Below are 23,509 nucleotides of genomic sequence, written 5' to 3'. Positions count from 1 at the left end.
TCAGCCTTTGCATACGTTACAGCATGCGCCAGATTAAAAAATAAAGCATGGCACAGATGGGGTTAAATCACATTATGAAGCAAGATAACTTGGTAAAGTTTCGCCGGTCTGTCGCGATCTCTTACGTGTTTATGTTTTTTGCTTTATTTACTGTGGTGAGTGGTGCATTGGCGTATTGGTATGCACGAAAAGTGATTGTGGTCGATAGCACTGAAGTCTGGTTACAGGCACAGGCTTTATGGATCATGCGTAATGTGCTGATTTATACAGTATTGGCAATGTTTGCTGCATTGTGGTTTATTCCATTGGCCTTCTTTCCTTGGGATGCCTTTTTATGGGTCAAAGCTTGCACCGTGGCAGGTGTCGTCTTTGCCGTGATTGCCTTCTTGTTTTTAATCAATGCTTGGATTAAAGGGCTATCCAAATTTTTGAAAAATAAAGCTGTGTTCTAATGGCTTGAACTTCATCTAAAGCACTTCAGCTAAAATTTTTAACAGCTTTCCCTTGTAAAACTCAGTTTGACCCCAATTTCAGACTTCAGTTAAGTTTTAAATAGAATTCCGTGAGGAGCATCGCCAGACATGGCTAAACGTGATTATTATGAGGTTTTGGGCGTCTCTAAAACCGCTAGTGATGATGAAATTAAAAAAGCCTACCGTAAGTTGGCGATGAAATATCATCCAGACCGTAACCCGGACAATCCTGAAGCTGAAGAGAAGTTTAAAGAAGCTTCAGAAGCGTATGAAGTTCTGTCAGACAGCGAAAAACGCAGCATGTACGACCGTATGGGCCATCAAGCCTTTGAAGGTGGTATGGGCGGCGGCGGTGGCTTCGGTGGTTTTAGTGCAGAAGACATCTTTAGCCAGTTTGGGGATATTTTCGGTGGAGCCTTTGGTGGGGGGGGGCGTGGCCAGCAACGTCAACGCCGTGGTTCAGACTTACGCTATGTGATGGAATTGACGCTTGAAGAAGCAGTCAAAGGCGTTAAGAAAACCATCACCTTTACAGCACCTGCGCCATGTGAAGCTTGTGATGGTAAAGGCTCAGAAAATCCAAATGATGTTGAAACTTGTCCAACCTGTCATGGTGCGGGTCAAGTACGCATGCAACAAGGGTTCTTCTCGGTACAGCAAACTTGTAGTACCTGTCGTGGTCAGGGCAAAATCATCAAGAATCCATGTAAAAAATGTCATGGTTCGGGGGTGTCAGACCGTCAACAAACTCTTGAAGTGACCATTCCTGCAGGGGTGGACAATGGCGACCGCGTACGCTTAACAGGTAAAGGTGAAGCCATTCGTGATGGTCAATCGGGAGATTTATACGTAGAAGTAGTGGTGCGCGAGCATGAAATCTTCCAGCGTGATGGTGCCGACCTATATATGGATGTACCTGTCAGCATTGCCGATGCTGCTTTAGGTAAGGAAATTGAAATTCCGACTCTAGATGGTCGCGTGAGTCTGAAAGTGCCTGAGGGAACACAAACGGGTAAATTGTTCCGTTTGCGTGGTAAAGGGGTAAAACCTGTGCGTAGCAGTATGCAGGGCGATTTGCTCTGCCGTATTGTGGTGGAAACACCTGTGAATTTAACTGCACGTCAGCGTGAATTGTTAAAAGAATTACAGACGACGATGGAAGGTGAGGGCAGTCAGTCATCACCAAAGAAGAAGTCTTTCTTTGATCGTTTGTTTGATTAAGGAAACCTAGGCTAGGTATGTCAAAGCACGACCTCATCTAAACTCAAAAATAAAGGCGATCTTGAAGATCGCCTTTGTTGTATCTGCTGTACTCTTATTCGACTTCAGGTACATCAATCTCTAAAACATCCACCATTTCAGTCGTTGCTGTTTCAACGGTAGTTTGTGGTTGAACGGTTGCAACAACCACATTTTCCGTTGGTGCTGTTTCTTCTAGTTCAGATGCATCGACTTCAACAGCAAGAGGTTCTTGTAGCGTCACGCTAATACGGACTTTAGACAGGCTTTCAAGCGTATCACCTTCTTGAAGTGCAGGCTCTGCAAATACGGATGCTGTGCTCATGCCCAACAATAATGCCAATACAATTTTCTTCGAATGCATGTAAATCCCCTTTAATTTTTGCAGTTGTTATCATTCGTGCAGGCTAGTCTGCGCATACAAGTTTGCAAATTTGTGAAATAAAAATAAAAAATCAGCATTTTCAGATAAATTTTTAGCATCGCTTCGATAAAAGTTTGCCTGAGGTGTGTAAAGTGACCATCAGCAGTACAGCTCGGCTTGCTTTCGGATAAAAATAAACCCAAAAACTTGGCAGACAAACTTAGTCTAGGCAGCGAGTTTTGCTATAGTAAGCACAATTTAGAATCTATTTTAGGAATATGCTATGTCAGCAACTCCACGCATTGGTGTATTAGGCGCAGGCGGCCGTATGGGACGCATCTTAATTCAAGCCGTTCAAGAAGCAGGCTACCAATTGGCAGCTGCAGTCGAACGCCCAGAAAGCAGTCTCTTGGGGGCAGATGCGGGAGAGCTGGCAGGTGTGGGCACACTCGGTGTGAAAGTCGTGGGCAGCCTAGAACAAGTATTAGCTGACTGTGATGTCGTAATCGACTTTACCGCACCCGCCGCGACAGCACAGCACTTAAAACTTTGCCGTGAAGCAGGCGTGGCGATTGTGATTGGCACCACAGGCATGAATGATGAACAAAAAGCACTCTTAGAAGAATCGGCTCAACAGACGCCAGTAGTGTATGCCGCCAACTATTCAGTTGGGGTAAACGTATCTATTAAACTGTTGGAATTGGCAGCCAAAGTCTTTGGTGATAGTGTAGATATTGAAGTGATTGAAGCGCATCATCGTCATAAAGTCGATGCACCATCAGGCACGGCATTAATGATGGGCGAGGCCATTGCAGCAACCTTAGGTCGTGATTTAAAACACGATGCTGTTTACTGCCGCGAAGGACACACAGGGTCACGTGAACGCAAGAGCATTGGTTTCCAAACCATTCGTGGTGGCGACATTGTGGGTGAACATACTGCGATGTTTATTGCCGATGGCGAGCGTGTGGAAATTACCCATAAAGCCACCAACCGTATGAACTTTGCTGCAGGTGCTGTTCGTGCAGCTGCTTGGGTGGTTGGACGTGAAGCCCGTAAATACGACATGAAAGATGTACTTGGCTTTAACGATATTCAAGTTTAAATCGCCGCTGACGATAAAATAATAAAAACTGCTTGAACAAATCGTGATCTGCAGTTAAAACTAGGGTCTGATGTCATGGATGATGACGCATCAGACCCCACATAAAACTAAAATAAGATGCACAAGATAATGAAAAAAATTCTGCCAATTCTTGGCATGATCGCCTGTAGCTGTATCACGCATGCGCAAAGCCTTGAACATGCCAAACTGAGCATACATAAAAACAATATTAAAGTCTGGACCTTTCAACAGCAGTCTAGCCCGGTGTTTTTGTATAAGGCCGAAACCACCTTCAATGTACCTTTAGAAAAAGCTGCTGCTTTAATTTTAGATGTCGATCATGCCGTGAAATGGGTGCCTTATGTGGGCAGTGTCAAAGTCCTGTCACGTGATGACCAAAAAGGTGAGTTCTTGCTGTATATGGTGCTGGATTTTCCTTTTCCGCTAAAAGATCGTGATTTGGTGGTCAAAGGTAAAATGAGTAAAGATGCTCAAGGTATGGTTAGTATTCAAAATAAAGCCATTGAGGGGGGCTATCCCTTGAACCCAGATTATGTACGCATTCAGGATTATGAAGGCGACTGGACCTTTCAGAAATTGGGCAATCAGAAAGTAAAGGTCAGTACCTATGGCTATGCCAACCCTGAAGGTGCCATTCCTTTAAGCTTTGTGAATATGTTTGTGCAGCAACAACCGTATCAAATGCTGCAAAAGATGAAAATTGAATTGGGTAAAAACCGTAATTATAAGGGATTGCCTGAAATTTTACGTTAAGTTTAGCCTGTGTGGGCTTTAGAGCATGATGCAAAATAAAATGGATGAAATCTGTGCTGATTTCATCCATTTTTTATTTTACAGACTGCTAAAGTGTGTGCTGTAATTTAAATGGACTTAATATGAAAACAGCCCTTTTTCTAAAGGAAATTCAATGCCAATCGATGCACCGCCATCATTGCCATGGACATCTGAATCGCTGATCCAGCCATTCAGTTTAAGTGGAATATCTGGGCGTAAATAGTGTGTCCAAGTCAAATCCAAAGCTTTTAACTGATCTTTTTCTGGGAAAGCTTGGTTGGTTGCGCGGTTTGATTCATTCAATTTAGCAAACAACATACGTGCATTCACGCGGTTCATACGATCAAAACGAATATCACCACCGACTGAAATCATTTGTCCATCACCGCCAATAGCATGCGCTAAAGGATAACCATGTTGATAGAAACCATCGGTATAGATGCTGTGATTATAAGTGATACCTTGTGCTTTACCGTTGGTACGGGTGTCAGCCCATTCGGTATAGAGTTGGAACGGCATATTCTGATAGCTTGATGAATAGTCTACCCCAGCCAAATACATTTTTTTTGAAGGTAAGCCGCCTGCTTCATCTTCACCAGCATATTGTGCATAAACACCCATTGGCACTTGTAGCAATGGCTGTAGGTTTAAGCGTGCATCAAAGCCTGCCACTTGGTTAGATGGGTTAGGAGTATCTCCATACACATTATCTTTACCAATCACCGCATCCCAGAATGAGTCAAAACTTTCTGGACGATTTTCACCACCCCATTGAAAGGCACGTGAAGCACCCAATTCCAAATAAGGCAGCGGTTGTGCAGTGACACGTAAACCAATTAATTTGGCATCGGGTACAGCATCATAATCCTGCAACTGACCTGCAAAGGCTTGATATTGCCATGGACCAATCCATGATAACCATTTGTTGCTGAAAGCTTGTTGTTCAGCACGTTGCATAGTTACGCCGTAAACTGGGCGGCTAGCATCGCCACGAATTAAACTGCCATCATGTGCAGGACCCCAATATGTTGGAATTTGCCCTGCAATGAGCCATTGATTCCAAAGTTTGGCTGCAATATACGAACCTTCAACATTGACATCTTGATCGTTGTCAATTTGTGGATCTTTTTCTGCATTGACCCTAATTTTAGCATCCCAGTTTTGATTGCCTGCATTGAGTTCCAAACCTGCTTGATATTGTGCTTTTTGTTGGTCGCCAAAGGCCTGTGGAATATTCTTTTGATCTGTTTCTGCAAAAAGCGAGGCTTTGAGCAGTTGGTTATTAGCATTTAAATGTGCCACAACTGCATCGATGACTTTTTGATGATTGTTGTTGCTGACTTTGGCTTGAGAAAGTGCACGTTGAATTTCATCACCGCTCATTGGCCAAGTTGACGTACTAATTTGAATGACGCCTTGCTGATTTAGCCAGTTTAAATCGGTACGTAAGTTTTGGTTATTTAAGACAATGCCTTGGGCAAAGGTTAAGGATGAGCTTAATGCCAGTGTCGCCAGCAGCGCTTTAGGTGCAAACATGCTTATATATTCTCAGCGTTTATAAACTGTAACCAAGATAGGTTTTTGAGTGGAGTTTTGCAATTTGAATTGTTGAGTATTGTTGTAAATTTCAGAAGAAAGTTCTTCTGTAAACGGTGGAGGCTAGCACTAGTAAGGGCTTTGTAATAAATGCTCCCACCCTTTTTAAAGGGAGGCTAGGAGGGATTATCAGCGTGTTGACTTAAAATCACATTTTCAATCGTTTGGACGACTGCATCGAGTTCATGCAAAATTTGTAAATTGTTAAATCTTAACACCGTTAAATTTAACTGTGTTAAAGCCTGATCACGTAATAAATCATACTTTAAGCCTTTTTCGTTCAAATGTTGGCTGCCATCGCATTCAATAATTAAACTTGCCGCAGGACAGTAAAAATCTACAATAAAATTCAGAATAGGCTTTTGCCGATAAAACTGTAAGCCCAAGATTTGTTTTTGACGCAGTCGTAACCAGAGTTTTTGTTCTGCTTCGGTCATATTGTTTCTTAACTGTCGTGCGTTATATTTTAAATTTTTGTTATAGGGTTGCATGGTTTTTTATTCTTTGTTTTAAAAAGTGGTTTATTTTTAATTAGCTTTCTTGTGACATACATAGCTCATCTTTTTAGATTTTTTTAATCCCCCTCAATCCCCCTTTGATAAAGGGGGAGGTTAGCACGAGCATATAGCTCACCTTTTTCAAAGGGGAGGCTAGCACAAGCAGAGGCTTTGTAATGAAACATTCCTCCCTTTTTTAAAGGGAGGTTAGGAGGGATTTTAACGTTGGTGGCTTTTGCTATATATAGCTCATCTTTGACAAAGGGGGAAGCCTAGCACCAGCAGTGCAGATTGATTAAATCAATCCTCATTCTTATTGGCTTTATAGGCATAGGCATAGTTATAACCATAGCCATAACCGCCCGCTTCACGTTGAATATCATTCAAAATAAAGCCGTTGACTTTCACGCCAGCTTGTTCAAAGCGGTTGACAGTCAGTTCAAGCTCTTTCATTTGCGTCTTGCCATAACGTGCCACCACCAAATTCACACCCGCATATTGTGAAATAATAATCCCATCGGTGACCGCAAGAACTGGCGGGGTATCAATCAGAATATGGTCAAACTGGCTCGACAAGTGCGTGAGCATATCTGCAAATTTTTGCGTACTCAACAACTCTGACGGATTAGCAGGGCTTTTGCCGCGACTGATGATGCTTAAATTTTCAACCTCAGTACTGCGTACAATACTGCCTAACTCTTGCTGACCATTCAGGTATTCGGTTAAGCCAGGCTTAGGGTCATAATTAAAGTATTTGTGCATATAACCACGACGTAAATCGGCATCAATCAATAATACGCGCTTATCACTTTGCGCCAAAATGGTGGCTAGGTTAGTTGAAATAAACGATTTACCCAACTCCGGTGCAGGGCTAGAAATCATAATGATATTGTTTTTGGCACTGCTTAAAGCAAAGTGAATAGCAGTACGCATGCTGCGCAGGCTTTCAATGGCAATATCATCACTGTTTTTAACCGCAAGAATAGGAATATTCTTTTTCTTTTTCAGAATTTTAATACGGCTTTCTTGCACAGGTGAACGTGGCACAGTGGCATAAACAGGTAAATCCAGTTCATTTTCAATCTGATTCGAGTCTTTAATACCTGAACGCAACATATTACGCAGTAAGGCCAACAATGTGCCCAAGAAGCCACCCAAGAAAACGGACAAAATTAAAATTTGTAATTTCTTTGGTTTAATTGGCTCAATCGGCTCTACTGCAGTATCGACAATACGCACATTACCAATTTCACCTGCTTTAGCAATCCGCAGTTGTTGGTATGAGTTAAGCAAGCCTGTATACAGCTGTTGTTTGACTTCTACTTCACGGAACAGTTGTAAATATTGGCGTTGTAGTTCAGGTAAGCGTTTAAGTGTGCCGTCTAATTCAGCAATTCGTTTGTTAATCGCACCCAGTTGCGCATTCATTTGCTGCATGACAGGGTGCTCATTGGTGTATTTGGCAGCAGCTTCAGCCACTTGTTGCTCTAACTGCGCTTTTTGGGTTTCCAAAGTAATACTTTGGGTTAAATACAACTCAGATTCTTTGGTCACATCGACTGTATTAAACTGTTGGCGGAAACGGTTAAATTCACGTTCTGCGACATCTAATTGTTGTTTAAGTTCTGGGAGTTGGTCTTCCAAAAACTTTAAGGTCTGTGCTGTTTCTGCACTACGACGCTCAATATTTTGTTGGCTATACGCTGCTAAAATGGCATTCAGTACTTGGGTAATGTGTTGTTTGTCTGACCCTTGGTAATTCAGCCCCAACACGCCTGTTAACTTGCCTTTTTCTGCTACTGAATAGTTGGCAGTTAAGCTTTTCATGGCAGCAGGTAAGCTTTGTTTTTGGATGTTATAGGCAGTGTTAAAGCTGTCTTGACTAAAAATTGCGACTTTCCACAGCCCAAATTCAGACTGTAATTGACTGGCTTGGTTTAAAGGTGCAGAAAAAACCACCTGTTCGGTTGCTGCATCGGTTAGGCTGTATTTGCCTTGTGCAAATTTTAAAATTAAGTTTTTATCTTGAAAATATTGCGGGATATCGAACTGGCGGATATCAAAACTTTTTTGATTGTCTTTAAATAGCACTGACTGAGATGAATATTCACTGTCATATTCATGCTTGGCAATTAAACGATTCCAGAAACTGTCTTCTGTACCCGAAACGCGAATATTTAAATTTAGATGGTCAATCACGCTGCCCAACACCAAACGTGATTTTAAAATTTCAATTTCAGCTTGTGCAGGTGATTTCTGCTCAATCATATTGGACAAATCACCCAATAATGCTGCAGAGGCCCCTTTACTGTCCTCAACCTGTACCAAAGCATCTACTGCATAGGTGTCTGGCGTAGTTCTTAAATACAGTAAAGCGCAGACAATACTGAGTAGAACGCAAAGGGTAATCATTTTCCATTGTGCGATTAAGGAAAAAAATAATTCCTTTAAATCAATGGTATCTTCGGTGTTGGCGGTTTGGCTCATAGTTTAAATATCAAAAAAGTAGAATTTTAAAAACAACTAGAATATCAATAAACTAGATATATTTTTTCCAGTCGGCAATGCAGGCTTGAATTAACGCACAGGTCTCATCAAATACGGCCTGATCGTGCTGATATGGGTCAGCAACGTTTTTACTTTGCCAGTGCCCCAATCTAAAAGTTTTGCCTTTGGCAAAGGGCCAAGTTTGTTCCACATGCTTTTGTTGATTTTGGCTCATCACCAAAATCAGGTCGGCTTTTTTAATTAAGTCTGCATTGAGTTTTTTTGCCACGTGTGGACTCATGTCGATGCCGTGACGTTGCATACATAAACAGGCTTTGTCATCGGCTGCATGACCCACCAAGCCTGAAATACCTGCAGATTCAATCTGTAAGTGTGGGTACTGCTGTTTTAAAAAGTATTCTGCCATGGGGCTACGGCAAATATTGCCAATACACACCACCAAAATGTGATTAATTTTCATTAGTTCCCCAAACGATCTAGGTTATATAAAGCATTTGAGAATGGAATAATCTGATTCACGACACGTTGCCAGCGTGCCAAGCCTGAAGCATCGACATAGACAATATCATTGCTGCGCATTTTAAACTGATTGGCCAGACCAAAGTCGGCAATGCTGGTTAAATCCATGTGATAGACTTCAGTATGTGCTGCATTGGGTTGACTGCGGACCACATAAATTTTACTGCGGCTGGCAGACAGTGGGTTTAAGCCTAGGCTTTCACCCAATACATCGCTTAAGCTCATGCCTTGATCACGCATAGGGAGCGATTGATTTTTACCCGATTCACCCATCACATAAATTTTTTGATTTTCACGGTTGTTGACATACAAGGTATCATTCGGCTGGATGAGTAAGTTGTGCAATGACAAGCCTGCTTTTTCCAACTCTACGGTATTGAGTTGATAGCTACGCCCCTGACGCACTAAAGTCATAGAAGCATTGTCACCTTGTTGGGCATTGACCCCGCCTGCCATACCTAAGGCGGTATAGACACTTACAGGTTGATCATTTAAATAGAACTGCCCACCTTTCATAACATTGCCTTGTACCGAGTATCGCTGCCCTTGGTAAGACAGCACCCGCACAATCACGTCTGGGGTTTTTAAATAACGTGCCAATTGACCACGTAACTCACGATTCACTTGCGCTAAAGACTTACCAGCCGCCTTGTAACGCCCAATAATGGGAAACCGAATATAACCCTGTGAGTCAATCTGATAACCATTATTCGGATCAGAATTACTCCCAGAAATTTCAGGATATGCCCATAAATAGATAGAGAGAATATCGCCTGAACTTAAGGTATATTGACGCTGTGGTGTATGAAATAAATGCGCATAGTCTTGTTGAATATTGTGGACAGCAGGTTGCACCGCAAGCATTGAGTCTTGGGTGAGTTTAATCACATTGACCGCTGTACCCAAGTCGGTGGTGTAAACCCCTTCGTGAGGTAAGTCGTAGGTTTGTAAACCAGAGGTGACAGCGCACCCCGTAGTGGCAATGCCACATGCCAATAAAATAGCCAGTTGAAAGTGTCGCACGCGAGATCCCATTATTAATTTTTTAAAATCGTAGTGGATAAATTGCTGTCATTTTACCGAACTTATAAAATAGGTACATAGCAATTTGTAATCGATTTGCATAATCGAGTAGACGCCCTTAAAGTATAAAAGGATAAAGTTCCGAAATTATGAACTGCTTCTGAATAAAAAAGTTAATATTCACAAAAAATATACACTATGGCCTGTTTCAAGTAATTTGAGCACAAATCATAATAGAAATTTCATAAATTTCTGCTAGTATTCCTGCCGAAAGATTCATTCTTCATAAAATACAGATATAAATTTAAAGGCGCTCAAATGCTACAGCTTTCAGACCTAAAAATTGCCATTATTGGTTTAGGCTATGTCGGTTTACCCTTAGCGGTTGAATTTGGCAAGCAGCTGCCTGTTGTGGGATTTGATATTCAGCAAAAACGTATACAAGAATTACAGAGTGGGCAAGATCATACTTTAGAGGTGTCTTCAGAAGAACTTAAACAAGCGATACATTTAAGCTATTCAGCCAATTTAGATGACTTACGCAGCTGCAACTTTTTTATTGTGACTGTTCCAACCCCAATTGATGAGTTTAAACAACCCGATTTGACCCCGCTCATTAAAGCCTCTACCAGTATTGGGAAAGTACTTAAAAAAGGCGATGTGGTGGTGTATGAGTCTACCGTTTACCCCGGTGCTACCGAAGAAGCCTGTATTCCAGTTTTAGAACAAGTGTCAGGCTTAAAATTCAATCAGGATTTTTTTGCAGGCTATAGCCCAGAACGGATTAACCCAGGCGATAAGCTGCACCGTGTGACCAATATTTTAAAAGTAACTTCGGGTTCCACCCCAGAAGTTGCAGACTTTGTGGATGCAGTCTATCAACTGATTGTGACTGCAGGTACGCATAAAGCACCAAGTATAAAAGTGGCAGAGGCTGCAAAGGTCATTGAAAATACCCAGCGTGATGTGAATATTGCTTTAATTAATGAATTGGCCGTTATTTTTAATAAATTGGGTATAGATACTGAAGCTGTGTTGCAGGCTGCAGGAACCAAGTGGAATTTTTTACCTTTCCGCCCTGGTTTGGTGGGTGGGCACTGTATTGGGGTAGACCCATATTATTTAACCCATAAAGCCCAATCTTTAGGCCTGCATCCAGAAATTATTTTAGCGGCACGTCGTTTAAATGACCGTATGGGTGAATATGTTGCAACACAATTGATTAAAGAGATGGTGAAGCAGCGTATACAAGTGGTTGGTTCAAAAATTTTAGTGATGGGCTTGAGTTTTAAAGAAAACTGTCCAGATATTCGCAATACTAAAATTGTAGATATGGTCAAAGCTTTAAAAGAATATGATTTAGATTTAGATATTTATGACCCATGGGTGGATCCGTTAGACGCTGCAAAGGAATATGGTATAGATCCTGTTGCTAGTTTGGCGAACGGTAAATATGATGCCATTGTTTTAGCAGTTGCGCATGATCAATTTAAACAGATGTCTATAGATGAATTTAAAGCATTGGCTAAAGAAAAATATGTTTTATACGATTTAAAATATATTTTAAATCATACAGATGTAGATATACGCTTATAATAAAGGAAACTATGAAAATTTTAGTGACTGGCGGTGCAGGATTTATTGGTTCAGCGGTGATTCGCCATATTATTCAAAATACCAATAACCAAGTTCTAAATATCGATAAACTGACTTATGCGGGCAATTTAGAGTCGTTAAAAGAAATTGATCAACACCCGAACTATGAGTTCAAACAAATTGATATTTGTGATACAGAACAAATTACAGCTGCAATAGATGCATTTCAACCTCATGCAATTATGCATTTAGCTGCAGAGTCGCATGTAGACCGCTCAATTGATGGTCCTGCAGCATTTATTCAAACTAATATTGTGGGAACTTATACTTTATTGGAAGCTGCTCGAAAGTATTGGATGGGGCTTGATGCTGAAGCGCAACAAAACTTTCGTTTTCATCATATTTCAACTGATGAAGTTTATGGTGACTTAGAAGTCACGACAGATTTATTTACTGAAACGACTTCATATGCGCCAAGCTCTCCATATTCTGCCTCTAAAGCCAGTTCTGATCATTTAGTTCGTGCTTGGCACAGAACTTATAGTTTGCCTGTAATTGTGACTAATTGCTCGAATAATTACGGTCCATATCACTTTCCTGAAAAGTTGATTCCCTTGGTGATTCTAAATGCACTGGATGCTAAACCTTTACCTGTATATGGGAATGGTCAGCAAATTCGGGATTGGTTATTTGTAGAAGATCATGCACGTGCTTTATATAAAGTGGTGACCGAAGGTGTAGTGGGGGAAGCCTATAATATTGGTGGTCATAATGAAAAGCAGAATATAGAGGTGGTCAAAACCATTTGTAAAATTTTGGATGAGTTAAAACCACAAGCCAACGGTCAAACTTATGAATCACTGATTACATTTGTAAAAGACCGCCCTGGGCATGACTTACGCTATGCGATTGATGCTACAAAAATTCAAAATGAATTAGGCTGGACGCCAACAGAAACTTTTGAAACGGGAATCCGTAAAACGGTAGAATGGTATTTAAATAACTTGGACTGGTGTCATCGAGTGCAAGATGGCAGTTACCAACGCGAAAGATTAGGTGTAAATTCATAATGTCAAATACAACAAAAGGTATTATTTTAGCAGGCGGTTCAGGTACACGTTTATATCCCATTACTAAGGGTGTATCTAAGCAATTATTGCCTATTTATGATAAACCAATGGTGTATTACCCGCTTTCTGTACTTATGCTTGCAGGTATTCGTGAAGTACTCATTATTAGTACTCCTGAAGATATAGATGGTTTTAAACGTTTATTGGGTGATGGTGCTCAATTTGGAATTCAGCTTGAATATGCCGTCCAACCTAACCCAGACGGCTTGGCACAGGCTTTTATAATTGGTGAAAGTTTTATTGGGGATAGGAATGTTTGCTTAGTACTTGGCGACAATATTTTTTATGGTCAAGGTTTTACCCCAATGCTACGTCAAGCCGTCGCACGTCAAAAAGGTGCAACGGTATTTGGCTATCAGGTGAAAGACCCTGAGCGTTTTGGTGTGGTTGAATTTGACGAACAAAAACGCGCAATTTCTCTAGAAGAAAAACCTAAACAACCTAAATCTCACTTTGCAGTCACCGGTTTGTATTTTTATGACAATGATGTGATTCAAATTGCGAAACAAGTGAAGCCTTCTGAACGTGGTGAGTTAGAAATTACAACTGTAAACCAGATGTATTTAGAGCGTGGTGATTTAAATGTAGAGCTGCTTGGACGTGGTTTTGCATGGTTAGATACAGGCACACATGCAAGCTTACTGGAGGCTGCTCAGTTTGTAGAAACCATTGAAAAACGTCAGGGTTATAAAGTCGCGTGCTTGGAAGAAATCGCCCTGAATAATAGTTGGCTGAGTAAAGAACAGGTTTTAGAAATTGGTCAGAGCATGAGTAAAAATGATTATGGTCAATATCTAATTTCTTTAGTGGATTAATAATGTCTAGTAACTTACATGTTTGTCTTCTAGATAAATTTATTCCCCCATTTTTAAACTTCGTTAGAGATGAGTTTCCCATAGAGGAAAATCAGTTTTATATGTTGGGCGATGCTGAAAAATATTCATATGAATCGGACTCTCAAACTTTTCAGCATTGTGGTCGAAGAGGATATTTGTTGCTACTCAGGTTGATGTGCTCAGCAGACAAGATAATTTTACATAGTCTATTAAATTTTAATGTTTTCATAATTTTAGCTTGTAATCCTTATCTCCTTAAAAAATGCTATTGGGTAATATGGGGGGGGGATCTATATTCTTTCATGTTTCCTAAAAATAGTCTGAAATATAAACTTAAAGAAATGATAAGAGGCTTTGTTATTAAGCGCATAGGTTTTTTATTAACTTATGTGAAGGGTGATGTTGATTTGGCACGTAGACATTATGGTGCTAGGGGGGAATACATAGAAACAATTGGATATTTAAGCAATGTTATTGCTAGTAACATTCCAGTATCTGAAAATAATAAAAAAAATATCAATATTTTGGTCGGAAATTCTGCTGATCCAACGAATAATCATTTTGATGCTTTAGATAAACTTGCTAAATTTAAAAATGAAGATATTCAGATCTATGTGCCTTTATCCTATGGTGATAAAGATTATGCAAAAAAAGTTATTGATTATGGAAAATCACTATTTGGCGATAGATTTATCGGTATAACTGAATTTATACCATATAATGAATATATATGTTTTTTAAAAAATATCGATATTGCTGTATTTAATCACCAAAGACAACAAGCTATGGGAAATACCATTAATCTTTTGGCTATGGGAAAAAAAGTGTATTTGAAAGAGGGTACAACACAAAAAGAGTTTTTCAACAATTTAAATGTAAAAACTTTTGATATAAAAGATCTGGATATCTTTGAAAATTTTTCACCGGAAAAAAATTCAGAAATCTTGATGGCATATTTTTCATTGCAAAATTTGAAAAATCAATGGGCGAAAATTCTATAATGGAAAAAATTATTATTTATGGCAATGGCGATTTTGCTAAACAAATATATTGGTATTTTAAAAGCGATACTAGTTTTGATGTAGTTGCGTTTTGTGCTGATAAAAAATATATAAGTGATAAAGAAATTTATGGATTAAAAGTTTATGAGTTTGAAACCATAGAGAAAGATTTTAAAATTGATAGTTTTAAGATGTTTGTTGCTATTGGCTATGGAAATATGAGAGCCAGAGAGCATATGTTTAATAAAGCAAAAAATAAAGGATATGATCTTGTAAGTTATGTGAGTTCAAAGGCAATTCTTTCTCCTAATATAAAGTTAGGTGAGAATAATGCAATACTACATGGTGTAATAATAGAACCAAATGCACAAATAGGAAATAATAATATTATTTGGTCATCTGTTGTGGTTTGTCATGATAGTAAAATTGGTAATCATAATTTTATTGCAGCAGGAACTATTATTGGTGGTTTTACAAGAATAGAAGATTTATGTTTTATTGGTTTTAATAGTACAATATTACAAAATCTACATATATTGAATGAGAGTTTAATAGGTGCTAAATCACTTCAATTAAGTAATACTGTTAATTGTAGTAAATGGATAGGTAGTCCTTCTAAAATGTTAGGATATCATCAAGAGGGTATAAAAATTTCATGAAAAAAGTGGCAATCTTGCAATCAAATTATATTCCTTGGAAAGGATACTTTGATCTTATTTCTTATGTCGATGAATTTATTATTTATGATGATATGCAATTTACTACAAGGGATTGGCGTAATCGAAATAAAATCAAAACTCCTCAAGGACTCTATTGGTTGTCAATTCCTGTAGGTTCTAATACTAATCGTAAAATAAGAGAAGTGCTATTTATAGATAATAATTGGCGAGAGAAGCATTGTAAGGTTTTAGAAGCTAACTATAAAAAATCTCCTTTTTTTGAAGAAATTTTTTCTTTTATCAAACCTATTTTAATGGATGAAAGTTTAAATTCACTTACAGAGTTAAATGTAAGCTTAATAAAATCTATTTGTAATTATTTAGGTATTTTAACTCCTATTACGTATTGTTGGGATTATGGGTTAATAGAGGGGAAAACAGAAAGACTTGTGGATTTATGTGAAAAATCTAAAGCAGACGTTTATGTCTCTGGGCCTGCTGCGAAAGATTATATTGACCAAGCTCTTTTTGATAAAAGTAAAATTCAACTTGAGTGGTTTGAGTATCCTAATTATTCTGAATACCCTCAGTTATGGGGAGAATTTCAACACAGTGTGAGTATTTTAGATTTAATGTTTAACTGTGGTAAAGAATCCTATAAATTTATGAGATATGCAAATGCTACCATTTAATAAATCACCTGTGCTTGGAACAGAAATCAAATATATTGTAGATGCTATTGAAAGTAAAAAACTATCTGGTGATGGAAAATACTCTAAATTATGTCAGCAATGGTTTGAGCAGCACTTATTGTGTAAAAAAACTTTATTAATGCCATCTTGTACACATGCATTAGAATTGGCTGCAATTTTGCTTGATATCAAGCAAGGTGATGAAGTGATTATGCCAAGTTACACATTTGTGAGCACTGCTAATGCCTTTGTGTTACGAGGAGCAAAAATAGTATTTGTTGATATTCGTCCCGATACGATGAACATTGATGAGACAAAAATAGAAGCCGCGATTACGCATAAAACTAAAGCTATTGTGCCAGTCCACTATGCAGGTGTTGCGTGTGAGATGGATACTATTATGTCATTGGCACATAAATATAATTTATTTGTAGTTGAAGATTCTGCTCAAGGGATGATGTCTACATATAAAGGTAAAGCATTAGGCACTATTGGGCATTTAGGTACATATAGTTTTCATGAGACCAAAAACTATACTAGCGGTGGTGAAGGTGGTTTGTTACTGATTAATGATGAAAACTTCATAGAACGTGCTGAAATTATTCGTGAAAAGGGAACAAACCGAAGTCAGTTTTTCCGTGGTATGGTAGATAAATACACATGGAGTGATATTGGTAGCAGCTATTTACCAAGTGAACTACAGGCTGCTTATTTATTCGCACAATTAGAAGGAGCCAATGAAATAAATGAGGTAAGATTAAAAACTTGGAATAATTATTATCAAGCCTTGAAACCGTTAGAAGATCAAAACTTTTTAAGTTTGGCGAATATACCGAATGAATGTAAGCATAATGCTCATATGTTCTATATAAAGGTCAAGGATCTTACTCAAAGAACAGAATTATTGGAGCATTTAAAAAAATCAGATATTTCCGCCGTTTTTCATTATGTTCCACTACATTCGTCACCTTTTGGTGAAAAGGTAACTAAATTTCATGGGTGTGATAATTTTACTACTTCTGAAAGTGAAAAAACAATCCGATTACCACTATGGTATGGAATGACAAATTCTGAAGTTGAAATGGTTGTAGCTTCTATTTATAAATATTTTGAGTAGTAATTTTAGTGAATGTTAGAAAAATTGCTGGTTTTGCAGTGGGTCCTATAGGTGGGGCCTTTTTGGGGTTTATTACACTTCCCTTAACAGCATGGTTTTTTAGCACTGAGGATATTGGTCGGATAGCATTATTACAGATTGTTTTAGGTTTTACTACAATGCTATTTAGTTTAGGTTTAGATCAAGCCTATGTAAGAGAATATCATGAAAAAGAAAATAAATCAGAATTATGGAAACAAACGACTTTCCCTGGGTTATATCTAGTACTTTTAGTAAGTTTTATATTAATTATTCATCCCTATCTTCTTTCAGAATTATTGTTTGATACACAAAGTTGGTTGATCAGCTTTTTAGTTATTGTTTTATTTATTGCAAACTATTTAATACGTTTCTTTTCTCTAATTTTAAGAATGCAGGAAAAAGGTTTTCTTTTTTCTATGAGTCAAATATGGCCAAAATTTTTTAATATTTTTTTCTTGTTAAATTTTGTAATCATATATAATCATCATGAATTTATTTATTTGTTATATGCACAAGTGCTATCAGCACTTATTGCATGTTCTATATTTGCATGGAATACGCGTCATGAATGGCTAGGAATTAATAATATAAAAATCGATTTAAATGAATTAAAACCTTTACTTAAATTTGGTATGCCTTTAATTGTTGGTGGACTTGCCTTTTGGGGGTTGAACTCAATTGATCGTTTATTCTTGAAAGTTTTTTCAGATTTTAACGAACTTGGAATTTATTCAGTTGCCACAAGTTTTGCTGCTATTGCGATTATTGTACAAAGTATATTTTCAACCGTATGGGCTCCTACAGTCTATAAGTGGATTAAAAATAATGAAAATTTAGATAAAATTCATGATATTACTTGGTATTTAACCATAATTATTGTTTTTATTTTTTCTCTAGTAGGTTTATTTTCAAATTTAATTACATTGGTTTTGCCAGAACAATATAATTTAGTTCAATATATTATTTTGCCAGCATTAGTAGCTCCATTGTTATATACACTTTCTGAAACAACTGTTGTGGGAATTGGGATTAGTAGAAAATCATATTTGTCCCTTTATGCTTCTTTAAGCGCTTTTTGCTCAGCTCTATTATTTAACTATCTTTTAACTCCCAAGTTGGGTGCATTAGGGGCAAGTATTAGCAGTGGATTGGCATTTTTAACGTTTTTTGTATTAAGAACTGAGCTTTCTGTAATAGCATGGAAAAGTTTTCCACGTAAAAAAGTTTATTGTATCGTATTCTTAATTGTCGGATTGGCTATTGCAAATGCTATCTTTCAGGAAAAACTTAATTGGGTTTTTAAAATAACTTGGTTTATTATTCTATTAGTTTCATCTGTTAGAATGTATAAGTTGATACTGCAACTTAAAGCAAGTCATAGTCTAAGTAGTGAAGTAAGTTAAAATGTTAAAATATAATATTTGTGTGGTTGGCACAGGTTATGTAGGTTTATCTAATGCCGTACTCTTTGCTCGTCAGCACGAAGTAACGAGTTTAGACATTGAAAAAAGTCGTGTTGCTTTAATTAATCAAAAGATATCTCCTATTGCAGATACTTATATTGAACAAGCTTTTGCTGCACAAAAATTAAGCTTAAAAGCAACAATAGATAAGGTAGAGGCTTATGAAAAGGCCGACTATATTATTATCGCCACCCCAACAAATTATGATTCTGAAACCAATTATTTTGATACATCTTCTATTGAGAGTGTGATTGCAGAAATTTTACCTTTAAATAATACTGCAACCATTATTATAAAATCTACTATACCTGTAGGCTATACAGAGCAAATTAAAGCAAAATTTGAAACAGAGCAGATTGTTTTTGCGCCAGAGTTTTTACGTGAAGGAAAAGCGCTTTATGATAATTTATATCCTTCCCGAATTATTGTAGGTGAAAAGTCCCAGCGTGCTGAAAAAATCGCACAGCTGTACTTGAATGCAACAATGGAACGTAATGCACCAGTTCTATGTATGGATGCTACTGAAGCTGAGGCTGTAAAGTTATTTTCTAATACCTACTTGGCTATGCGTGTCGCTTATTTTAATGAGTTAGATACTTATTGTGCAAAACAACAATTGAATAGCTTGGATATTATACAAGGGGTCGGACTAGATCCACGTATTGGTCAGCATTATAATAACCCTTCATTTGGATATGGCGGATATTGTTTACCAAAAGATACAAAACAATTGTTAGCCAATTATAAAGATGTTCCACAAAATTTAATTCAGGCAATTATTCACTCTAACAAGACTCGTAAACAATTTATTGTAAAAGAGATTTTAAAAAAGCGTCCAAATATTGTGGGCGTTTACCGTCTAACAATGAAAGCTGGTTCTGATAATTTTAGAGATTCGGCTATTCAAGATATTATTCGTGAGTTAGAGGAGTACAATGTTCAAATCCAAATTTATGAACCTACTTTAAAACAGGGAAAATTTGAGCACTACACTTTACAGAATGATTTAAACGAGTTTTTATCTAGTTCGGATGTGATTCTTGCCAATAGAGTAAGTGAAGAATTAGAGCAAGTCTCAAGTAAAGTTTATACGCGAGATTTGTTCGGGGAGAATTGATAATGAGTTTAGAGCAGTCCAATCCATTAGTGACCGTATATATTCCTACTTTTAATCGTGTAGAACTATTAAAACGTGCAGTTGAGTCTGTACGTCAGCAAACTTATCAAAATTTAGAAATTATTATTGTAGATGATTGCTCTAATGATGGTACACATGAATACTTGGAAGAAATAAGTAAACAAGATTCACGCATTCGATATTTTATAAAAGAAAAAAATAGCGGGGCATGTGTTAGTCGAAATATTGCAATCGAAAATGCAAAAGGTGAATTTATTACTGGTTTAGATGATGATGATTATTTTGAAGAAAATAGAATAAATCATTTTATGAATAAGTGGGAAACTAAAGATAATAATACAAAAGTTTTATACAGCTTATATAGAAGAAAAACTAAAAAAGGTATTTCTCAGCCATTAAGTACTTTCAAAAAGATATTTCTTAAAAAGAAAGTGAGTGCAAATGATTTGCTATATTTTTTTTATACGGGTAATCAGATTTTTACAGAAACTAGATTAATGGAAAATAATTTGTTTGATTCAGATATGCCCGCATGGCAAGACTTTGAATGTTTTTATAGATTATTGAAAAATAATATATGCTATGCAGAACTTGTAATCAATGAAAGTTATATTGTAGATATAAGTCATCCTCATGAAAGAATTTCCACAAAAAAATGTAGTAATATATTATTGGCCTTTAATTTTTTTTGTGAAAAACATAACTTAAGTTTAATGCAATTAAATTTACTTGAATGTCATTTGTTTAATTATCCTAATATAACTATTAAAAAAAATAAAATTTTAAAAAGATTTTTATTTAAGCCGTCAATTCTAGATTTTAAAAGATTATTAGGGGTGAAGGTTATATAATGAAAAATATGATTTCGGTCATTATGCCGGCTTATAATGCAGAAGATACTATCGAAGAGGCAATTCAAAGTATTTTGGATCAAACATATGATAATTTTGAGTTAATTATTTGTGACGATGGTTCATCAGATAATACTTTTAAAAAAATAAATAGTTTTGCAGATAATAGAATTATAGTATTAAAAAATACTAATAACTTAGGTAATTTAATTACTACTAATAGACTTTTGGAAAAAGCAAAAGGAGATTATATAGCTTTACAAGATGCAGATGATTACTCTTCAAAAGATAGATTGCAAAAGCAAATCGATAAAATTGTAGAAAAAAATGTTGATTTAGTTAGTTGTAATGTTGGATTGTTAATTAATGGTAAGGTTGTAGGTGTTATTAGTAATCCAGAGTATCCTCTTAATTTTATGAATAGTAAAATAGTGCCTATAGTATGGGGTGGGTGTTTATTTAAAAGAGAAATATATGAGGTTATAGGGGATTTTGATATTTTATTTAATCGTATTGGTTCAGCAGATTATAATTGGTTGCAGCGCGCTAGTTTGAAATTTGATTTTTACAATCTACAAGATAATCTGTATTTTTATAGACAACATTCAAATAGTGTAACGAAATCAAATAAAAAAATAGTAATAGAAAAACTATATAGTGAAGAAATTGCATTCGATATTTATATGGATTTTTCTAAAAAGGGATATTATGATTTTGAGGAGTCAAAAGAAATATTTGAAATTCGGAAAAATTATTATAATAATCTTTTTTGTGAAGATGAAAGTAAATTACTAGGTGTTTTTTATAATGATTTGCAATTTAATAATTTAAAATATTTTAATTATTTTAAAAAAGTTTTTCTGACAAAAACACGGATAATTGTTAAAATTAAATATATTATACAGGGTTTTTTACTAAAATTTTTAGGTATAAAAAATTTAGAAAGAATAAAGGATTTTTTGAGATAACTTTATGCTACCTTATTTTTTTATATTATTTATGGTTATTTTTTGGATTTGGATAGAACAAGTGTCTTTTTCTCGAAAAGCCGTTTTCTTCCCTTTATTTGTGTTGGTTACTTTTTTTAGTATACGTAATTTTTCTGTTGGGACAGATACAGTTGTCTATACTGATAAATTTAGAAATTCATTATCTGCTCATTACTATGAATTTAATCCAGAGATAGAGTTGGGTTATCAATTTATTGAATATTCTTTGTTGAATATCACAGATAATTACTTATGGTTATTTTTTACTAGTGCATTGTTTGTGATTTCAATTTATTTGTTTGTTATAAAAAGATTTTCTAATAATTATATCTTGTCAGTTTTTATTTATATTACTTTTGGGTTTTATACTTTTTTATTTAATGGTTTACGTCAAGGTATCGCAATGGCAGTATGTTTTTTAGCATTGCCATATCTTATAAATAAAAATAAATTAAAATATTTTTTATTAATTGTTATTGCTTCTCTATTTCATACGTCTGCATGGGTTATGTTGCCATTCTACTTTTTGGTTCATATGAAACTTAGATTAGAATATAAAATGCTTATAACTTTTCTTTCTTCTTTTTTAATTAGTGGAATATTGATCTCCTACTTTGCGGAACAAAATTCTCGATACGAAGAATATGCTCAAGTAAGTGAAAGTAGTGGAGGTTATATTTTATTAATGTTTTACTTTATATTGGGCTTATTATTGTATTTCCTAGGTAGGAAGGAGAGATTTTTAAATCATAATTATAAGATTTTTGAACAAGTGTATTTATGTGGGTTGTTGTTTATGATACCTATTGCTTTACTTGGTACAAACCCATCTGGCCCGCAGAGAATGTTGAACTATTTTACACCTATGTTGATTTTTTTGATTCCTATATTAGTTTCAAAATTTAAAACAAGTTTTGTTGTATATGTTTTTTATATGTGTATGGTAATATTTTACTATCTTACTACAACTAGATTTAGTAATTTAACCCCTTACCTTGTTAACCCAGTTTTTGAGATTTTTTAAGTGAAAAATATTACTTTTATATCAATCGGTATTCCAATATATAATGCTGAAGCTTATTTAGCTGATACAATAAAATCTATATTAGCTCAAACTTATCCTTACTGGGAGCTAATCCTAGTCAATGATGGGTCTACTGATAATTCGCTAAAAATAGCTCAAGATTTTGTAGCCAAAGATAAAAGAATTCGTATTATTTCTGACGGTGAAAATAAAAAATTACCTTATCGTCTAAATCAATTAATTAAAGAATCAAAGGGTAATTTTATTGCACGTATGGATGCAGATGATGTTATGCATCCTCAAAGGCTAGAAAAACAGTTAAGTTTTTTAGAAGAGAATCTAAAATATGATTTAGTTTCTAGTGGACTTATCTCTATAGATAGTAAAAATAAAGTAAAAGGATTTAGATGTGTTAATCAACTATATGATAACTTTTCTAGCCTGAGTCTGAGTTATCCAATAGTCCATCCATCAGTAATGGCTCGAAAGTCTTGGTATGAAAGAAATCAATATTCTGTAGAGTATCCTAGGGCAGAAGATTTTGAATTATGGACTAGAGCTATAATAAAAAAAGATTTTAATGCAGCTGTTTTACCTGATCTACTTTTATATTATAGAGAAGAAGGTAATCTTTCAAAAGATAAAATTATAAATTCTTATAATGATACATTGAAGATATATACTAATTACTATGGTAATAAATTTAATACAGAAGTAGTAAAAATTTACTTAAAAATTCTAGTTGTGAATATCATGTCTTATACAGGCAACCTTCAAAAACTAGCTAATCGAAGAAATAAATCTTTTGAATCTGATATCTTGAAGAAGGATTTACAAGAAGTTTTAAATCAAGTCATTCATGCAGATTAGTAG

General features: G+C 36.0%; 23 protein-coding genes. 17 read left to right on the top strand and 6 right to left on the bottom strand.

What is annotated here, in order from left to right; all coding sequences use genetic code 11:
* Window positions 1–74 precede the first annotated feature (74 nt).
* Both FTU39_RS10245 and dnaJ read left to right on the top strand, forming a co-directional pair.
* On the top strand, window positions 75–452 hold the full coding sequence (locus FTU39_RS10245) for a hypothetical protein (protein ID WP_180052136.1): 378 nt from the start codon (window positions 75–77) through the stop codon (window positions 450–452).
* A 129-nt stretch (window positions 453–581) separates the two neighbouring features.
* A complete protein-coding gene (gene dnaJ, locus FTU39_RS10240; protein WP_180052135.1) occupies window positions 582–1,694 on the top strand; it encodes a molecular chaperone DnaJ in 1,113 nt (370 codons plus the stop codon).
* A gap of 94 nt (window positions 1,695–1,788) precedes the next feature.
* Here the strand turns inward: dnaJ and FTU39_RS10235 are convergent, their stop codons facing one another.
* A complete protein-coding gene (locus FTU39_RS10235) occupies window positions 1,789–2,076 on the bottom strand; it encodes a hypothetical protein (protein WP_180052134.1) in 288 nt (95 codons plus the stop codon).
* Between the two features lie 283 nt (window positions 2,077–2,359).
* Here FTU39_RS10235 and dapB point away from each other — a divergent pair, with 283 nt between their 5' ends.
* Both dapB and FTU39_RS10225 read left to right on the top strand, forming a co-directional pair.
* Complete coding sequence (gene dapB, locus FTU39_RS10230) at window positions 2,360–3,181, top strand: 4-hydroxy-tetrahydrodipicolinate reductase (RefSeq protein WP_180052133.1); 822 nt, start codon at window positions 2,360–2,362, stop codon at window positions 3,179–3,181.
* Window positions 3,182–3,337: 156 nt separating this feature from the next.
* Window positions 3,338–3,955 (top strand): START domain-containing protein, encoded by a 618-nt coding sequence (locus FTU39_RS10225; protein WP_373683199.1) that lies wholly within the window; start codon window positions 3,338–3,340, stop codon window positions 3,953–3,955.
* Between the two features lie 117 nt (window positions 3,956–4,072).
* On the opposite strand, the gene FTU39_RS10220 is transcribed toward FTU39_RS10225, so the two are convergent.
* The 5 genes from FTU39_RS10220 to FTU39_RS10200 form a co-directional block, all read right to left on the bottom strand.
* Window positions 4,073–5,512 (bottom strand): capsule assembly Wzi family protein, encoded by a 1,440-nt coding sequence (locus FTU39_RS10220; protein WP_180052132.1) that lies wholly within the window; start codon window positions 5,510–5,512, stop codon window positions 4,073–4,075.
* A gap of 176 nt (window positions 5,513–5,688) precedes the next feature.
* On the bottom strand, window positions 5,689–6,063 hold the full coding sequence (locus tag FTU39_RS10215; RefSeq protein WP_167845641.1) for an endonuclease domain-containing protein: 375 nt from the start codon (window positions 6,061–6,063) through the stop codon (window positions 5,689–5,691).
* Window positions 6,064–6,369: 306 nt separating this feature from the next.
* Complete coding sequence (locus FTU39_RS10210) at window positions 6,370–8,556, bottom strand: polysaccharide biosynthesis tyrosine autokinase (protein WP_180052131.1); 2,187 nt, start codon at window positions 8,554–8,556, stop codon at window positions 6,370–6,372.
* 52 nt (window positions 8,557–8,608) lie between these two features.
* On the bottom strand, window positions 8,609–9,037 hold the full coding sequence (locus FTU39_RS10205) for a low molecular weight protein-tyrosine-phosphatase (protein ID WP_168541898.1): 429 nt from the start codon (window positions 9,035–9,037) through the stop codon (window positions 8,609–8,611).
* A complete protein-coding gene (locus FTU39_RS10200) occupies window positions 9,037–10,119 on the bottom strand; it encodes a polysaccharide biosynthesis/export family protein (protein ID WP_180052130.1) in 1,083 nt (360 codons plus the stop codon). Before FTU39_RS10200 ends, FTU39_RS10205 begins: the two co-directional genes overlap by 1 nt.
* Before the next feature lie 318 nt (window positions 10,120–10,437).
* Between FTU39_RS10200 and tviB the strand changes: the two genes are divergently transcribed.
* Genes tviB through FTU39_RS10135 form a run of 13 tightly spaced genes read left to right on the top strand, consistent with a single transcriptional unit; the run spans window position 10,438 to window position 23,506 of the window.
* Window positions 10,438–11,715, top strand: a complete 1,278-nt coding sequence (tviB, locus tag FTU39_RS10195; RefSeq protein ID WP_180052129.1) for a Vi polysaccharide biosynthesis UDP-N-acetylglucosamine C-6 dehydrogenase TviB — start codon at window positions 10,438–10,440, stop codon at window positions 11,713–11,715.
* Window positions 11,716–11,726: 11 nt separating this feature from the next.
* Window positions 11,727–12,785: a dTDP-glucose 4,6-dehydratase gene (gene rfbB / locus FTU39_RS10190; RefSeq protein WP_180052128.1), complete on the top strand. Its 1,059-nt coding sequence runs from the start codon at window positions 11,727–11,729 to the stop codon at window positions 12,783–12,785.
* Entirely contained in the window at window positions 12,785–13,660 is an 876-nt protein-coding gene (gene rfbA, locus FTU39_RS10185) for a glucose-1-phosphate thymidylyltransferase RfbA (RefSeq protein WP_180052127.1), read from the top strand. The genes rfbB and rfbA overlap by 1 nt, the downstream gene beginning before the upstream one ends.
* A gap of 2 nt (window positions 13,661–13,662) precedes the next feature.
* On the top strand, window positions 13,663–14,682 hold the full coding sequence (locus FTU39_RS10180; protein ID WP_180052126.1) for a TDP-N-acetylfucosamine:lipid II N-acetylfucosaminyltransferase: 1,020 nt from the start codon (window positions 13,663–13,665) through the stop codon (window positions 14,680–14,682).
* Window positions 14,664–15,341 (top strand): acetyltransferase, encoded by a 678-nt coding sequence (locus FTU39_RS10175; RefSeq protein WP_180052125.1) that lies wholly within the window; start codon window positions 14,664–14,666, stop codon window positions 15,339–15,341. The genes FTU39_RS10180 and FTU39_RS10175 overlap by 19 nt, the downstream gene beginning before the upstream one ends.
* Window positions 15,338–16,033 carry a WbqC family protein gene (locus FTU39_RS10170; protein WP_180052124.1) on the top strand — a complete coding sequence of 232 codons (696 nt, stop codon included), beginning with the start codon at window positions 15,338–15,340 and terminating at the stop codon, window positions 16,031–16,033. Before FTU39_RS10175 ends, FTU39_RS10170 begins: the two co-directional genes overlap by 4 nt.
* Entirely contained in the window at window positions 16,020–17,150 is a 1,131-nt protein-coding gene (rffA, locus tag FTU39_RS10165; protein ID WP_180052123.1) for a dTDP-4-amino-4,6-dideoxygalactose transaminase, read from the top strand. Before FTU39_RS10170 ends, rffA begins: the two co-directional genes overlap by 14 nt.
* Before the next feature lie 8 nt (window positions 17,151–17,158).
* Window positions 17,159–18,574, top strand: a complete 1,416-nt coding sequence (locus tag FTU39_RS10160; protein ID WP_180052122.1) for an oligosaccharide flippase family protein — start codon at window positions 17,159–17,161, stop codon at window positions 18,572–18,574.
* A gap of 1 nt (window position 18,575) precedes the next feature.
* Entirely contained in the window at window positions 18,576–19,751 is a 1,176-nt protein-coding gene (locus FTU39_RS10155; protein ID WP_180052121.1) for a nucleotide sugar dehydrogenase, read from the top strand.
* Window positions 19,752–19,753: 2 nt separating this feature from the next.
* A complete protein-coding gene (locus FTU39_RS10150; protein WP_180052120.1) occupies window positions 19,754–20,623 on the top strand; it encodes a glycosyltransferase in 870 nt (289 codons plus the stop codon).
* Entirely contained in the window at window positions 20,623–21,591 is a 969-nt protein-coding gene (locus FTU39_RS10145; protein ID WP_180052119.1) for a glycosyltransferase, read from the top strand. The genes FTU39_RS10150 and FTU39_RS10145 overlap by 1 nt, the downstream gene beginning before the upstream one ends.
* Before the next feature lie 4 nt (window positions 21,592–21,595).
* Window positions 21,596–22,636, top strand: a complete 1,041-nt coding sequence (locus tag FTU39_RS10140) for an EpsG family protein (protein ID WP_180052118.1) — start codon at window positions 21,596–21,598, stop codon at window positions 22,634–22,636.
* Entirely contained in the window at window positions 22,637–23,506 is an 870-nt protein-coding gene (locus FTU39_RS10135; protein WP_180052117.1) for a glycosyltransferase family 2 protein, read from the top strand.
* The last annotated feature ends 3 nt before the right edge of the window (window positions 23,507–23,509 follow it).

Source organism: Acinetobacter sp. YH12099 (genome assembly GCF_013419195.1).
In the GTDB taxonomy this organism is placed as follows: Bacteria; Pseudomonadota; Gammaproteobacteria; order Pseudomonadales; family Moraxellaceae; genus Acinetobacter; species Acinetobacter towneri.
Note: the sequence above shows the minus strand (reverse complement) of the source record. Positions and strands in the feature narration are given on the sequence as shown.